Raw genomic sequence first — 14,870 nt, 5'->3', positions numbered from 1 at the left:
CATGAGTGTTGCGGTTATTATCTGAATTCAGGTTTTATTTTCCTGCCACTTAATTATTGGATAAATCTCTGACTTTAATCTGCTGGGTATAGCTCAGCTTTACCACATGATTTTCTGCCACATTACTAACTATAACGGCACCAGATGAAATAACTGTATCATTGCCGATTTCAATCCCAGGTTCCACCACTATACCGGCCGCGAAACGAACCCGATCGCCAATAGATACATTACCGGATGTAGAAACTGACGGCCCAAAAGCACAATGGCTGCCCAGCTTATTGCCATGCTCAAGATGAGTACCTGCGGTAATGAAGTTATTGTCACCAACCTCTGAACAAGGGCCAATATATACATTCGACAACACGACGTTACCCGTTCCAAGTTTAACCTGGTTTCTTATCTCAACCGTTGGATCAATAATGTTGCAAAAGGGCACCCCCTGCTCTGATAGCCGCGTAAAGGTTTGCTCCCGCTGTTCCAGATTACGATTAAAACCGATGATAACTTTGTCAATTTTATTGTCTGCCAGATACTGCTGAAGATGGTCATCAGCAGAACCGACAACTGGCACTCCGAGAATTTCCTGGCCAACAAAGGCCGGATTTTGATCAAACACAGCAACCGCCTGTAACTTGGGTTGCCTTAAGATGGCATCAATAATGATCAGTGCCCCGCCACCTGAAACACCACCAATAATGCCTATACGCTCACGCTGCACAAAACCCATTCGAAGCGGTTGCATTGTTGTGCGGGCCAGATAATCTTTAACATCCTGCGCCTGCACTTTTCTACCTAACTCTCTGGCCAGAGCCCCAATATCCAACTTGTTACGATTGGCTAAAATTTCAGCTTTTTGGGTGAACAGCTGTTGCCCTTCGGCCTCATCAGACTTGCTTTCTGCTTTGACCGTCTGCTGTATTACATTGTGATAATCTGCTAAAGGCGCATCACTGATAATAGCTAAAACTTCTTGCTCAGCTACCTCGCTTTGATTACTCAGCTCAGTGTAAAAATAGCCTGCGGTTACAGCATCAATATCAAACAGTGTTTTAGTGGTTTCAAGCTGACATAACACTTCACCGGCACACACCTGTTCTCCAGGTTCTTTTAACCAACTAACAAGACGGGCAGATTTATCATTCGCGCCCAAAAAAGGTACCTTGATGACCGTAATCATGAAATTATCTCAATAATTGACTGTTCCAGTTTTTGTGGTGTAACCAATACAGCATCCTCCAAAACCTGAGCTGCTGGTACTACAGTGTCCTGTGCAGTTAAAGTATGAACCTTAGCATTATGAATATCGCTATGCTGATACAACCAGTTTACTGTCTCACTGACCCATCCAAAACCAGGTGTATTGTTATCAGTTACCAGTACCTTGGTGCAACTATTGATATATTTAGTGATAATGCTAGCGTCCATCGTGGTACTGAGTAAACTTGGCAAAATAAGACGAATATGAATTTCCTCTTCCGTCATCCGTTGCATCACCTGAAGCACGGCCTCTGATAATCCTCCATAAGACAGAATAACTATATCTGGAACTGCATCACTATTATCGGCAATGACAACAGGAAAACCAGAGCCTGAAGTTTTCATACGGATTGTATCTGGCCGCTGCAAAGTTAAACCATACAAATTTTTATACTCTACAAACAATACTGGTCCCGCTTCCTGCAAAATACTGTGGGTGAGCAAAGCGCCGGGATCATGGAATACAGATGGGCAAACTACTTTCAGCCCAGGAATACCAAGAAACATTTTTTCTAAACACTGACTATGGGTCGGGCCATAGCCACGCCCTCCCCCCATAGGCGTGCGCACAACCAAGGGCACGCTAACTTTGTCTTGGTACATCAAGGCAAACTTACAAGCACTGTTAAGTAGCTGATCTGCAACCAAGGCCATGAAATCGCCAAACATAATTTCTGCTACAGGTTTAAAACCACGCACCGCTAACCCTGTTGATATACCAACAATAGCACTTTCACTGATGGGTGTAGCCAGGACCCGCTGCGGATAGTGTGTCGACAACCCTTTGGTTACTTTAAAAGCACCGCCATAGGGATCGATTATGTCTTCACCCAATACGATGACATTGGGATCCTGCTTCATTACATGATGAAGCGCTTGTTGTAGTGACTCCAGATAGCTGAGACTCATGCCAGCAACTCCTTTATCACGCTCGAAACCTGACTGGCTGCATCCTTTTCTATGCGCTCAAACACTGCTTGAGACATCAGCTGCCGGCATACAACCAAAGGGTCACGCAACCGATAACGGTCTATCTCTGATTGCAGACGATCATCATCACCTTTGCTATGCGGACCAAGCCGGTATGTCTCAAGAAACAACATGGCCGGACCTTTTCCTGCCCGAACATATTCTGCAACAATGGCTGCAGCTGCTTTCACTTTGCATACATCCATACCATCAATCACTGTAACAGGGATACCGTAAGTATCTACACGGGTGCGCAAATCACCAGCATGCTGCATTAAACTTGGCGTCGATTGAGCATAGTGATTAAACTCGACCACAAACATTACCGGAGCCTGCCAAAGAGCAGCAATATTGAAGGCTTCGTATATAGCTCCTTCGCCAAAGGTACCATCACCAATAAAAGGCACGGCAATGGCTGAGCTGCCCTTGAGTTTTTCGGCCAACGCCATCCCAACAGTGATAGGAACACCTGCACCTTGGATCCCATTTGTATAAAAGTTGTTGAACTGAAGATGCTGGCTGCCCCCTACTCCATGACATATACCAGCAGGCAGACCAAGGATTTCAGCGATAAGACCATAAACATCCTGACTATATGCTAAATAATGACCATGACCACGGTGGTTAGAATAAATGATATCAGTTTCTTTATTTAGAGCCGAGACAACACCCACAGCACAAGCTTCCTGTCCAAGACAAGTATGTACGGTTCCACGCACTTTGCCTTGAGAAAACAACTCCAGTAATGCAGTTTCTGTGTGGCGAATCAGGCACATCTGCTGCACCAGTTGCTCAATCTGCTCAGACATGGCCAGCTCCTTGCCTTTGCAATAGTCTGATGACCACATCACAAACCCTATCTATTTCATTCTGAGTTATGTCAACATAGCTAGGTAAATTAATAGCACGTTGACACAAATCATAAGCATTTGGCGACATACCTTCGGCATTGTACTGACCAGAAAACACAGGAAGGCTGCTTAAAGGCCAGAAAAAAACCCGAGCGTCAATTAGCTGTTGAGAAAAAGCTGCAAGCAGCTGTCGCTGTGTAATCTTGCTCTCTGAGGAAAATACCACAGTTGGCATCCATACAGAATTAACGACTCCTTCTGGTTCAGGATTAAATGTAAGTTCAGGATACTTCGCCAGAGCTTCAAGGTATTTGGCAAAAAGTGCACGTTTAGCCAATACCAGCTCATCAATTCGCTCTAACTGCGCACAACCAAGAGCAGCCTGAATATTTGACATTTTGTATTTATAACCGAGCTCATCCGGCCAAAATTGCTTCTGCTGACCGCGCTTACGACCATGATTACTCAGTGTCAGCACTTTTTCAAACAACTCGGTATTGTTGGTAACAAAGATCCCTCCTTCTCCGGTTGTCATGGTCTTAGTGCCATGAAACGAAAACACACCAAAATCGGCGATACTTCCGGCTTTCTTTCCGTGATATTCAGATCCTAACGCTTCTGCAGCATCCTCAATTAAGACCAGGCCGTGCTTTGACGCCAATTCCTGTAGCCTTGTCATGTCACACAAGTTGCCGTACAAATGCACCGCAATAATCGCTTTAGTATTTGCTGTTATGGCCTGCTCAACAGCAGCAGTATCAAGACACCAGCTGTCTGGCAGAATATCAACAAATACTGGCTTTGCGCCTAAATAAACGACAGGTGAAACACTGGCTATCCAATTAGTATCGGCCAGAATAACTTCATCACCTGGCCCAATACCCAAAGCTGCCAACCCCATGTGTAATGCACCGGTACAACTTGAAGTCGCAATGGCATGTTTTGTGCCAATATAACGTGCAAAACCCTGTTCCAGCCGCTCGATATATTGATAACACTGCTCTCCCCAGCCATTTGTTACAGCATCAGTAACATAGCGAATCTCAAGTTCTGTAATGGAAGGCTTGGTGTAAGCTATTTTATGGCTCATTGTAGTTTCAACTCCGGAATGGCTGTAATAAATCGCACCGAATCAACCAGGACAGGCTTGAGTTGCGCAATAATCTCGGTGCTGATGTTCCAGGGCAGGATTACCACATAATCTGGCTTCAGATCCGCCAGATGTGCCGGAGGCACGATAGGTACATGGCTACCTGGTAAAAACTTACCCTGTTTAGATGGTGCTGCATCAGCGACTACAGCCAACTGGTCCTTCTTGATACCCGCATAATTTAACAACGTATTACCTTTAGCGGCGGCACCATAGGCCAACACAGTCTTACCACTGAGCTCGCTTTCACTGAAGAAACATTTTAGCTGTTTAACAACATTATCTACACGGGCCTGAAAACCACTATAGGCATCAGCACTTTGCAAACCCGCTTTTTTTTCCTCTTCCAATACGCGGCTAACCGAGGTCTGAGTCATATGCTGACTAGGTTCATGACACAGCCATACTCTTAAGCTGCCACCATGTGTTGATAATTGCTCAACGTGAAACACACGCAACCCTACCCTGGCAAAAATACGCTGTACTGTGTACAAGGATAAATAAGAGTAATGCTCATGATAAATGGTATCAAACTGACACAACTGCAGTAGATTTAACAGATGAGGAAACTCGACACTAACACAGCCCTCAGGCGCAAGTAGGTGGGCGATTCCTTTTACAAAATCATTAATATCAGGCACATGTGCCAACACGTTATTTGCTACTATTAAACCAGCCTGCTGGTACTGTTTTGCTAATTCGATTGCTTTTTGCTCACCAAAAAACTCAGAAACAACGTTTATACCAAGCTTCCTGGCGGCGGCTGCCGTCGCAGCTGTCGGCTCGACACCGAGACAAGGAATGCCCGCTTCAACATAGTTTTTCAGCAAATAACCATCGTTAGAGGCCAGTTCAACCACAAAACTATGCTTATTTAATGACAGTTTATTTATGGTGGCATCAGCAAATCTTCTGGCATGTTCCAACCAGCTGGCAGAAGTTGAAGAAAAATAAGCATAATCCTCAGTAAACAGCTGATCAGCTCTGGTGAAATCCTCAGTTTGCACCAACCAACAATGCTGACAAACCGAAACTTTAAGTGGGTAACAAGCCTCTCTGGTCGTCAGATCTGCTTGACTAAGATAAGCATTTGATGGAGGCATAACACCGAGATCAACCAATGGTAGCGTTAACTCGTTCTGGCAATGCCGACATTTCATAATTTAAGTCCGGAAACATATTGGTTTAGCATGGGTAACTGTGCATCACGGTCAGATACACAGCTTATCGGCAAGGGCCAGTCAATCTTAAGAGCTGGATCGTTAAAACGCAGCCCACCTTCAGAGTCTGGTTGATAAAAGGCTGTATGCAGGTAAAGCAATTCTGCATTGTCTGTCAGAGTTTGAAAGCCATGGGCACAACCAGGCGGAATTAATAACATAGTGTCATTCTCAGCAGATAACTCCACGCTCACATGCTGCATAAAGCTTGCAGAATCAGCGCGGAGATCCAGTGCCACGTCATATACCCGGCCGGCAATACAACGCACCAGTTTAAACTCTGCAAAAGGTGGGTACTGAAAATGCATACCTCGCACAGTCCCTTGCTGAGTACTTACAGAATGGTTAATTTGCACAATCTGTTGTCCCGGCAGGGACTCTGCCAGTTCATTTTGACAAAACCAGCGGCTGAAACTGCCACGGTTATCCGTATGCCGCATCGAGCTAATCAGCTCAACCCCTGTAATGCCGGTGCTGCTTCGCTTTAGCTTGTCCATACTGCACCCTGTTGCCGGGCATCAGTGATGTACCGCTGCAATTGTTGTAATGTCAGCAATGGACGCTGCTGATAATAGGCCTGATACCACAGCGCCGTCTGTTGTGCTGCCTGAGTCACGTCCCACACCGGTTGCCACTGAAGTAACTGCCTGGCTTTGGTAGTATCCAGCCGAAGTAAGCCGGCTTCATGCCACTCTGTAGATGTACTATCAATTTGCCAGTGCAACTGAGGCCAATGCTGCTGCATCAATGTCAACACATCAAGTACAGTAATACTATCGGTTTGCGCCGGACCAAAATTCCAGGCACTAGCCAGCTCTTGCCGCTCTTGCAACAGACCCGCGGCCAGCAACAAATAACCAGATAATGAATCCAACACGTGCTGCCATGGCCGGATAGCATGTGGCGAACGAATAACCAAATCAGAGTCAGCCTGACAGGCTCTGACAACATCAGGGATCAGCCGATCTGCAGCCCAGTCACCACCACCAATCACATTGCCAGCACGGGCACTCGCCAGCAGTGGACCATCTGCTGAGAAAAAGCTGCGCTGATAACTTTGTACCACAAGTTCACAGGCGGCTTTTGATGCACTGTATGGATCATGCCCTCCTAGTGGCAGTTGCTCAGTAAAAGCAATACCGGTTTCAGGGTTGTCGTAAACTTTATCGGTGGTAACCACAATAATAGCTTGCACCGAGCCTTGCATACGGCAGGCCTCTAGTACATTCACAGTCCCGATAACATTGCTTTGCCAGGTCGATAACGGATCGGCGTACGATTTGCGAACCAGTGGCTGGGCGGCAAGATGCAATACCAGTTCCGGTCTCACAGCATCGACAATTTGTCTGACAGCCCCGGCATCGCAAATATCCTGTACAAAATGTTTGCCGCTAAGGTTAAGCAATGGCCAGTGTGCAGGCTCGGTATCTGGTGCCAGACTAACTCCAGTCACATCAGCACCCAGTTGTTGCAACCATAATGCCAACCAACTCCCTTTAAATCCGGTATGGCCGGTTAACAGCACGCGTTTTCCAGCAAAGACACCATTAAAGCAAGATGCTACCAAATCTTCCATGGTGCCTCACCGGATTGCCACTGCGCCTCGAGTTGATTTTTATCACGCAATGTATCCATCGCCTGCCAGAACCCATTGTGATGATAGGCATTCAGTTGACCTTGTTTGGCTAGCTGCATTAGTGGCTGGTTTTCAAAACTATCGCTATCCTGATGCAGATACTCAAAAACTGCAGGTTCCAACACAAAAAAGCCACCGTTGATCCAGGCACCATCACCAGCCGGTTTTTCTTGAAATTGTTGTACTAAACCATTATTGATATTCAATGCACCGTAGCGCCCGGGAGGCTGAATTGCCGTGATAGTTGCCATTTTTCCTACTGTTTTGTGATGCTGTAAGGCCTTTTGAATATTGATATCAGCGACGCCATCACCATAAGTGAAACAAAAGGTTTCATCGCCTACATAATCTTTGATGCGTCTCAACCGGCCACCCGTCATACTACTCTCACCTGTATCAACCAGCGTAACCCGCCAAGGCTCTACATGCTTTTCATGAACTTCCATCTGGTTTGAGCGCATATCAAAAGTGACATCAGACATATGCAAAAAGTAATTGGCAAAGTACTCTTTAATAATATATCCCTTGTACCCCAAGCAGATAACAAAGTCGTTTATGCCATGAGCGGAGTATATTTTCATGATATGCCAGAGGATGGGTTTGCCACCAATTTCAATCATGGGCTTAGGCCGCAAATGCGACTCTTCGCTAATGCGGGTGCCTAAACCACCTGCCAATATGACCGCTTTTGTCATTAGATATCCCTCACACTGTGTCCATCTCCGGTCAAGCTACATACATGGAGCTAATTTTTGACGCCAGATTAATTATCTGCAGTAACAGCATATACCATGCCAGTTATTCTACGAAATAGATGTCCTGTTGCAGCCCTAATTGCTGTTTAAGATAGCAATATATTTCTTCAGCATAAGCAACTGAGCAAACAAGCACGGGGGCATTAAACTGGATCAGGGTACAAGGTGCCGAAATCGTGATTCCCTCTACTGTTTTACCCTGCATATTCTCACTTTGATCTACCCAGTTAACAATTTCAAAGTCTTTCTTGAATCTGGTATTCAGACCATATCGCCGTCCCAACTCTCCGGCACCATAAAGTTGCACAACCCCACCTGACAACGTCTTTGTTTCATCCTGAGCATGACGAAAAGTACTTGAAATCACAGTCACAGCTTGCGGTTTAACCGTTTTCAGCACAATCGCCAACCTCAGACTAAATGCCCGATAAGCCTCGCTACATTGCTCCGGAAAACACAAATAATGTTGGCAAGCCTTATTTGCATGCCCCAGATAGCCTGCTAACAAGGTCAACTGTTGCTCATCAATTGGACGAACTTCCAACCAGTTGGCAACAATCTCAACTGCTTTTTTCCAATAAAGCTGTGCCAACCGCTGATTGGCCAGTAAAGGCGCACGGCTTAACGAGACGACTGCAGCTAACACGTAACTAAACTGTTCTGGGAATTTTACCAGCGCTGCCAGCGCCAGTTTATGAAAGGGAGAGCGTCCTCTCAGATGACGCTGAATCAATGAAGCGACTTCAGTCTCGCTATCCGTCATGCTCAGTTGAAAATACTGCCAGTCTGGGTGTGTCTTTGCTGAAAGCATATAATCAAGCTGACTTAAGAGGTAGTTGACTGCGTTTCCGGGGTTAAAAACATGCGGCCCAGTACGGCTTGTTCCCTTATTTGATAAGGTATGCTCAATTTTAGCCAACAACCGCTCCGGCTCCTCGTTCAAATTCAGCACTGGCCGGCCAGTCGCTTGCGCAAACAAATGCTCCGAGTAATCTCGAAAACACAACATGACTGCGCCACGAGCGTAGTCGTTGATATAAGACGGACTGTCGCTAACCTTGAAGTTACTAAAGCCTTGCCCTATCTTAATCAATGCTTCGATATCCGGGTGCGTTAAGTCTGCAGGGTATGGCCTTAAAATAACATTATAGTGTGGAAAAGCCTGAAGTATCAGTGGGATCAGCTGTGAACTAAGCGAAATAACATCCGGACTTTCGATGCGTAGGTTAGATAAATGAAAAATAATACTATCGGGTTCACCCACTAGCCTGCACTGACGCAAAAACCGGTCAAACTTTGGCATACCAAAGGGGATAACACAACAGAATGGTCGTTGGTGGTTTCGCAGTGGTAGTGGATAGTCGTGATAAAATGCCTGATCATCCATCGCTGGATAAGCCGACGTCGCCAGTACATAATCAAATTCCAACAGGCCACCATAGGTGGTTAGCGTTTTCTTAATCGGAATGTCAGTGCCGTGCGGCAACCCCACCTTAAGTAAACTTTTTGGTAATTTTAACTCTGGAGCAAAATAGCTTTCCTGAATAAACAGCATATCCAGTCCACAGCATTGGTGAACTGCACTATGTTGCTGCAGAAGTGACAAAGACACAATTGTCACCGGTATATCTGCCAGTTGCGTTAATACCTCAGCCAAATCCATATTTGCATAAACAACACAGCTACTAACATGGCCAGCAGCATAGGTGTAACAGTCAGCGACAAAGTCAGTTAACTGATTGGATACTGCAGATGGAAAAAGTAAAAACCCCAGCTTTGGTATCGCTGGCTGTTGTTTCATCCACTGCGCGAGTTGTTCAACGTCCTGTAATACGTCAGGCATGTTCAATGCTGGATGGTTGAATGTTCAATAACTTACAACTATACGCATTGTAGCGATAGCAATATTCGACGGCGGCCATGATACCCTCATCCTGATTAAGTACATTTTTTCTGGCTGGCGCAACACCATCGCACCAGTGCATCTGAGCCAATGCTTCTGCTGTCAAATTAGGTGGCATATCTTGTAACTTAGTTAAACCAGAGTGATAAATTTCCCTTAAACATGGCTTATTATACTCAGGTTCATTAGCCCTGCGTAGTATCTCTATCTGAATTGATGGTTCAAACTGTGAAAGATGATAATCAATGGCGGCTCTAAGCTTTAACTCATCATAGCCCCCCCAGTCAGATACATCATCGATATCGGTCAACAACCAACTTAATAAGTTGGTCCGGTTAACAGTCAATGTAGTCAGTGGACCATACTGAGCTTTCACACCCATGGAGTAATAGTCGTAAGCTATAAAACTGTTGTGACCAACCCAAGCCCCCGGGAATAAAGTACACCGGGTAAAGTCAGCAATCACATTATTGTATTCTAAACAATAACTTGCAGTAACCTGCAACGACACTTTAGACGCCTCTCCCAGTGAGATTTGGCTAGCAAAGACGACGATCATAAGACTTTGACCGACGTCTATTGCTTGTTCACTTTCATTGAGCAAGGCAATCATAGAAGTATAGTCAGGGCTATAAGGCTGGAACACACTGCCAAAATGGGCTTGCGCTCTAAGTAAAATACTTCGTTTTACACAACCTGAATACATTTTGCCATAGCTGGTTTTGTGGCGAAGTTGACGACAAAAAGTCGGAGTATCAAAACTCAGTCTCCGTTTTAATTCATCAACCGGACTGTAATATGTTGGCGCAACAGGCTTCATTAGTGGATGATAGTGGCCGTGAGAAATATCATTCCCCTCAGCCTCAAACCGCTCAAACTGCCAACTAAAGATATCAGCTCCATACTGTTTTGCCATCTGAAACAGAAGCGCTAAGGCATCAGGCCGCAGCATAAATTTTTCACTTAGTATCGTGACATACTCACCTTTTGCGAAAGAAACAGCAAACTGCCAATGATCACACATATTCATTTCAGCCGGAGGGCGAACATACGTAAACCGAACATCATTCTGGTACGGGGTAAACTGCGCATCACAGCGCTGAGTAGTACCGTTGTCAGACAGAATAACTTCATAATCCGTATGGGTTTGCGCCGCAATGCAAGCAAGGCAATATGCCACCAAGTCGGGGCGATTCCTCGTTGGAATTACCAGAGAAATAAAAGGTTCATATGGCTTAGCCACAGGCATAATCGCACCACCTTAAAGTTTAAGTCTATTTAGCGTTATCGGCTAAACAACGCAAATATACAATTATTTATGAATAAAGTAACTTAATCATAGAGTAGGCTCAAGAATGAGGCTAAGCTACCGATATTACGTAATAAATCGTCTAAAGGTGAAAATATGATCATTGGTTACACCACAGGAGTATTTGATTTATTCCACATTGGCCATTTGAACCTGCTACGTAACGCAAAGGCAATGTGCGATAAACTCATTGTAGGCATCACTACGGACGAACTGGTTGCTTATAAAAATAAAAAATCCGTTATTTGCTTTGAAGAGCGTATGGAAATTGTTCGCTCGATTAAATACGTCGATGCAGTTGTTCCGCAGGAGCATATGGATAAACTCGATGCATGGAGTAAACTCAAATTCGACGTCATGTTTGTTGGAGATGACTGGTACCAGAGCGATAAATGGCAAGATTTGGAAGAGCAGTTCAAAGTCGTTGGGGTACGAATTGTTTATTTCCCATACACCAAAGGCACATCTTCAACGCTTATCAATGATGTTTTACGTAAAATCAGAAATGACAAAATTTAGAGGCTATTGCTAATGTGCGGTATTCTGGGCTGGTACGGTAATGCAACAAAAAATGCTTTTATAGCAGCCCTGCATTTACAACAGCATCGCGGCCCTGATGACTGGGGTTATCAACGGATAGGCCAGCATCTTCAGTTAGGCCATCGTCGCTTAAGTATCATCGATTTAGCCTCTCACTCCAGACAACCGATGACATCGGTAAATGGTCGCTTTACGGCTGTGTTTAACGGTGAAATCTATAATTATGCAGATTTAAAAAAACAATTGCTAACAGCTGGCTATGATTTTCGTACCGATAGTGACACCGAAGTATTAATCAATGGCTGGGACTACTGGGGAGCCGAGTCTGTTCATCGGTTCATTGGAATGTTTGCCTTTGCCATTTTTTGCCATGAAACGGGGAGCCTGACCCTGGTGAGAGATCGTTTTGGCATAAAACCGCTCTATGTTTATCACCAAAACAATGAGTTTGGATTTGCATCAGAAGCTAAATCTTTATTGGCTCTTATGCCAACTGCACCAACATTAAACCTTACAGCCGTAGCAAGCTACTTTTCGTTTCGTTACCCGTTAACCACACAAAGTTTTTTTGAAGAGATCAGACCCTTGCCTCCCGGCCATATGTTGCATCGACGCGCAAATGGTGAATGGCAGGAAACCCGATACTATTGTCTGGCACAAAACATCCCTGCTGAAACCTCAGCTCAGGATCCTATCGCTGCCAGCAACGACGTTAGGGCCCTGTTTCAATCATCGGTTGAATACCGCATGATTTCCGATGTGCCTATTGGCGCTTATTTATCTGGTGGAGTCGACTCTAGTGCTGTTGTAGCAGCCATGAGTAAAGCAAGCCGCTCCCCCATCAAAACCTTTACGGTGGGCTTTGAAGAAGCAGGCTTCAATGAATTTGATTATGCAGCTATCGTGGCTAAAAAATTTCAGACCGAACATCATGAAATCGTATTGAGCAATGCTGACTATTTAGACAACCTGCGTGATCTTATTTGCTATAAAGACGCTCCCTTAGGGGTCCCTAATGAAGTGCCTCTCTACCTGATGTCAAAGGTGCTCAAACAACAGATTACCGTTGTTTTATCAGGAGAAGGAGCAGATGAGATTTTTGCCGGTTACGGCCGTTTGTTTCGCAGTGCGGACGACTACAATAATTTAAAACTAATGCATGACGGCAAGTTATCTGCCAATAGTGAACTGACAAAAAACTTAAAAGCACGCTATGGAACTAAGCAATTTATTACAGAACTGGACCATTTTTTACACCTATATCGATACATAGATTTCAAAAACTATCCCGATTTATTCAGTGATGAACTAGTAGCACCCGAGATGGAAAAAAGAGTATCTCTTCCGCTTCAGGTATTTTTTGAAGAATGTCCTCAAAAGGATTATGCCAGCAAAATGTTGTATAGTTTTGAACATCTGCATCTACCTGGTTTGCTGCAAAGAGTCGACAGCACAACGATGGCTGCTGGGGTCGAAGCACGGGTTCCTTTCGTCGATCACCGACTGGTTGAGCTCGCCTTCTCCTTACCCATGTCAATAAAAATGGCTTGGAAAAATGACGAAGCCGCACGAGCAGCCGCATTTCAATGTGGGCAGGCAAATTCAGAGCTTTACGATATCCCTAAAGCTGTTCTGAAACATGCATTTGAAGGAGAGCTTCCCCACGACGTACTACACCGCAGAAAAGTGGGATTTCCAGTCCCATTAGCGGGACAATTAAAAGCGCCTCTGCAACGAGAAGCCTTGAAATTATTACCTGATGGTCAGCTTGTTCAACGAGGTCTACTCAAAAAACGAGCTCTCATGCAATTGCTGCTCAGAGATAGTAACAGCCAGCCAACTGACGCCATGCTGGTGTGGATGTTATTGAATCTTGAGTTATTTTTGCAACAATATTTTAGGCATGTAAAGCAGAAAGCCGGGAGTCATTATGATATCGCCTAAAGACGTCTGTGTAAGTATTATTATTCCTTGTTTCAATCAACAAACATTACTGTGCAGAGCTCTCGCCAGTTGCCTGCAGCAAAGCCATAATAACCTTGATATTATTGTCATTGATGATGGCTCTGAACAAGAAATCCATTATCCCTCAGAGCTTCGCAAAGACAAGCGGGTAACAATAGTACGCCAAAATAATCAAGGTGTAGCCCGTGCTAGAAACCGGGGCATCGCAGCAGCTATCGGCAGCTTTATTAAGTTTCTTGATGCGGATGATGAATTGTTACCTGACTGTGTAGAGCGACAAGTTCGCTTGCTGATACATACGCCAAATCATATCTGTTTTAGTGGTTACCAATTAGTCAAAGGCGAACAAGCCATTGATGGTATTCCTAAATTTGATCACCTTTTACAAGCCTTAATGATCGGTAACATCGCGCCACTTCATGCCGGATTATATCCTATTGAGGCCGTACGAAAGCAGGGGGGCTTCAGCTACAACGCTATCACTAAAAATGCATTGGAGGATTACGATTTTCACTGGAAATTAGCTTTATCAGGTATGCAAGCAGTTACCTTGCACCAAACGGGGGTTATCTATCATAAATTACCCAATAGCCGTTCTGCTGATATGGCTCACCATTTTGATGCGTATATCCGTATTTTAACTTATTATCTTTCCCAACTGATATTACAGAAAAAGCTAACAGAGCCTTTAAAAATCAGTGCCCTGCATGGACTGGCAGAGCTTTCAATGCAGTCTGATCAGTACTTGCTTTGTCATAATCTATTTTCCCCCTTAGCCTCACAATTTGCATTATCAAAATCATCAAGACGTGCTCAAAGACTATACCTTGCACTACAACAAAGGCGCGATACGGCTGCTTCGGAAGACGCAGAAGCCTGGTGGTCTTTACTGGCAAAGTTATGCTCAAGTCCAACCAATCGGACTAATTTAGAATTGACATCACCAGCCTATGCTTTGCGTTCTGATGCGGTCCCTTTCGCTGTACAGCAATTCGATGGCCCTATCTTAGCTAAGGCGCTTAAAGCTGCCACTGGGTTTAACTCAGTCTGGTTATGGGGTAAAGGTATCTGGTGTCGTAACTGGTTGCACATGTTGCGCACATTCGACATCCCGATAGCAGGCATACTCGATTCATCAGCAATAGAAGGTGATAACTATCTGGGTTATCCATGTGTTAATCCGGAACAAACAATGATCAAGTCAAATGATGGCATTCTGATATGCTCCAGAGACAGCTATGAATTCCTTCGAACACGTAGCTTAGAATTAGGCTGGGGGGAACAAATTATCGATTACCTTGCAGGTCACTAA

At 44.7% G+C, this 14,870-nt stretch carries 13 protein-coding genes; 3 read left to right on the top strand and 10 right to left on the bottom strand.

Annotated features, from left to right (window positions below; translation table 11 throughout):
- Nucleotides 1-49 precede the first annotated feature (49 nt).
- The 10 genes from DQW12_RS07655 to DQW12_RS07610 form a co-directional block, all read right to left on the bottom strand.
- Complete coding sequence (locus DQW12_RS07655; protein WP_113907283.1) at nt 50-1,180, bottom strand: biotin/lipoyl-containing protein; 1,131 nt, start codon at nt 1,178-1,180, stop codon at nt 50-52.
- Nucleotides 1,177-2,169, bottom strand: coding sequence for an alpha-ketoacid dehydrogenase subunit beta (locus DQW12_RS07650; RefSeq protein WP_113907282.1), 993 nt, complete (start codon nt 2,167-2,169; stop codon nt 1,177-1,179). Before DQW12_RS07650 ends, DQW12_RS07655 begins: the two co-directional genes overlap by 4 nt.
- Nucleotides 2,166-3,038, bottom strand: a complete 873-nt coding sequence (locus DQW12_RS07645) for a thiamine pyrophosphate-dependent dehydrogenase E1 component subunit alpha (protein WP_113907281.1) — start codon at nt 3,036-3,038, stop codon at nt 2,166-2,168. The genes DQW12_RS07650 and DQW12_RS07645 overlap by 4 nt, the downstream gene beginning before the upstream one ends.
- Complete coding sequence (locus DQW12_RS07640) at nt 3,031-4,170, bottom strand: DegT/DnrJ/EryC1/StrS family aminotransferase (RefSeq protein ID WP_113907280.1); 1,140 nt, start codon at nt 4,168-4,170, stop codon at nt 3,031-3,033. Before DQW12_RS07640 ends, DQW12_RS07645 begins: the two co-directional genes overlap by 8 nt.
- Nucleotides 4,167-5,390, bottom strand: a complete 1,224-nt coding sequence (locus DQW12_RS07635; protein WP_113907279.1) for a class I SAM-dependent methyltransferase — start codon at nt 5,388-5,390, stop codon at nt 4,167-4,169. The genes DQW12_RS07640 and DQW12_RS07635 overlap by 4 nt, the downstream gene beginning before the upstream one ends.
- Nucleotides 5,387-5,947 (bottom strand): dTDP-4-dehydrorhamnose 3,5-epimerase, encoded by a 561-nt coding sequence (rfbC, locus tag DQW12_RS07630; RefSeq protein WP_113907278.1) that lies wholly within the window; start codon nt 5,945-5,947, stop codon nt 5,387-5,389. The genes DQW12_RS07635 and rfbC overlap by 4 nt, the downstream gene beginning before the upstream one ends.
- Nucleotides 5,935-7,026, bottom strand: coding sequence for a CDP-glucose 4,6-dehydratase (gene rfbG / locus DQW12_RS07625; protein ID WP_113907277.1), 1,092 nt, complete (start codon nt 7,024-7,026; stop codon nt 5,935-5,937). Before rfbG ends, rfbC begins: the two co-directional genes overlap by 13 nt.
- Nucleotides 7,011-7,781 (bottom strand): glucose-1-phosphate cytidylyltransferase, encoded by a 771-nt coding sequence (gene rfbF, locus DQW12_RS07620; protein WP_113907276.1) that lies wholly within the window; start codon nt 7,779-7,781, stop codon nt 7,011-7,013. The genes rfbG and rfbF overlap by 16 nt, the downstream gene beginning before the upstream one ends.
- Before the next feature lie 103 nt (nt 7,782-7,884).
- Nucleotides 7,885-9,684: a hypothetical protein gene (locus DQW12_RS07615; protein WP_113907275.1), complete on the bottom strand. Its 1,800-nt coding sequence runs from the start codon at nt 9,682-9,684 to the stop codon at nt 7,885-7,887.
- Nucleotides 9,677-10,993 (bottom strand): glycosyltransferase family 2 protein, encoded by a 1,317-nt coding sequence (locus DQW12_RS07610; protein ID WP_113907274.1) that lies wholly within the window; start codon nt 10,991-10,993, stop codon nt 9,677-9,679. Before DQW12_RS07610 ends, DQW12_RS07615 begins: the two co-directional genes overlap by 8 nt.
- Nucleotides 10,994-11,149: 156 nt before the next feature.
- On the opposite strand from DQW12_RS07610, the gene DQW12_RS07605 reads away from it, so the two are divergent.
- The 3 genes from DQW12_RS07605 to DQW12_RS07595 are packed head-to-tail and all read left to right on the top strand — an operon-like array spanning nt 11,150 to nt 14,870.
- Nucleotides 11,150-11,572, top strand: coding sequence for an FAD synthase family protein (locus DQW12_RS07605; RefSeq protein WP_113907273.1), 423 nt, complete (start codon nt 11,150-11,152; stop codon nt 11,570-11,572).
- A 12-nt stretch (nt 11,573-11,584) separates the two neighbouring features.
- Nucleotides 11,585-13,537: an asparagine synthase (glutamine-hydrolyzing) gene (gene asnB, locus DQW12_RS07600; protein ID WP_113907272.1), complete on the top strand. Its 1,953-nt coding sequence runs from the start codon at nt 11,585-11,587 to the stop codon at nt 13,535-13,537.
- Entirely contained in the window at nt 13,524-14,870 is a 1,347-nt protein-coding gene (locus DQW12_RS07595; RefSeq protein WP_113907271.1) for a glycosyltransferase family 2 protein, read from the top strand. Before asnB ends, DQW12_RS07595 begins: the two co-directional genes overlap by 14 nt.

It is taken from the genome of Aliidiomarina celeris, from assembly GCF_003316875.1.
In the GTDB taxonomy this organism is placed as follows: Bacteria; Pseudomonadota; Gammaproteobacteria; order Enterobacterales; family Alteromonadaceae; genus Aliidiomarina; species Aliidiomarina celeris.
This window is presented reverse-complemented; position numbering and strand designations above follow the sequence as displayed.

Excerpts from the sequence above, each read along its gene's own strand:
- DQW12_RS07610 (WP_113907274.1), bottom strand. The coding sequence starts at position 10,993 with ATGCCTGTGGCTAAGCCATATGAACCTTTTATTTCTCTGGTAATTCCA.
- rfbG (WP_113907277.1), bottom strand. The coding sequence starts at position 7,026 with ATGGAAGATTTGGTAGCATCTTGCTTTAATGGTGTCTTTGCTGGAAAA.
- asnB (WP_113907272.1), top strand. The coding sequence starts at position 11,585 with ATGTGCGGTATTCTGGGCTGGTACGGTAATGCAACAAAAAATGCTTTT.
- rfbF (WP_113907276.1), bottom strand. The coding sequence starts at position 7,781 with ATGACAAAAGCGGTCATATTGGCAGGTGGTTTAGGCACCCGCATTAGC.
- DQW12_RS07655 (WP_113907283.1), bottom strand. The coding sequence starts at position 1,180 with ATGATTACGGTCATCAAGGTACCTTTTTTGGGCGCGAATGATAAATCT.
- DQW12_RS07635 (WP_113907279.1), bottom strand. The coding sequence starts at position 5,390 with ATGAAATGTCGGCATTGCCAGAACGAGTTAACGCTACCATTGGTTGAT.
- DQW12_RS07650 (WP_113907282.1), bottom strand. The coding sequence starts at position 2,169 with ATGAGTCTCAGCTATCTGGAGTCACTACAACAAGCGCTTCATCATGTA.
- DQW12_RS07615 (WP_113907275.1), bottom strand. The coding sequence starts at position 9,684 with ATGCCTGACGTATTACAGGACGTTGAACAACTCGCGCAGTGGATGAAA.
- DQW12_RS07605 (WP_113907273.1), top strand. The coding sequence starts at position 11,150 with ATGATCATTGGTTACACCACAGGAGTATTTGATTTATTCCACATTGGC.
- DQW12_RS07640 (WP_113907280.1), bottom strand. The coding sequence starts at position 4,170 with ATGAGCCATAAAATAGCTTACACCAAGCCTTCCATTACAGAACTTGAG.
- rfbC (WP_113907278.1), bottom strand. The coding sequence starts at position 5,947 with ATGGACAAGCTAAAGCGAAGCAGCACCGGCATTACAGGGGTTGAGCTG.
- DQW12_RS07595 (WP_113907271.1), top strand. The coding sequence starts at position 13,524 with ATGATATCGCCTAAAGACGTCTGTGTAAGTATTATTATTCCTTGTTTC.
- DQW12_RS07645 (WP_113907281.1), bottom strand. The coding sequence starts at position 3,038 with ATGTCTGAGCAGATTGAGCAACTGGTGCAGCAGATGTGCCTGATTCGC.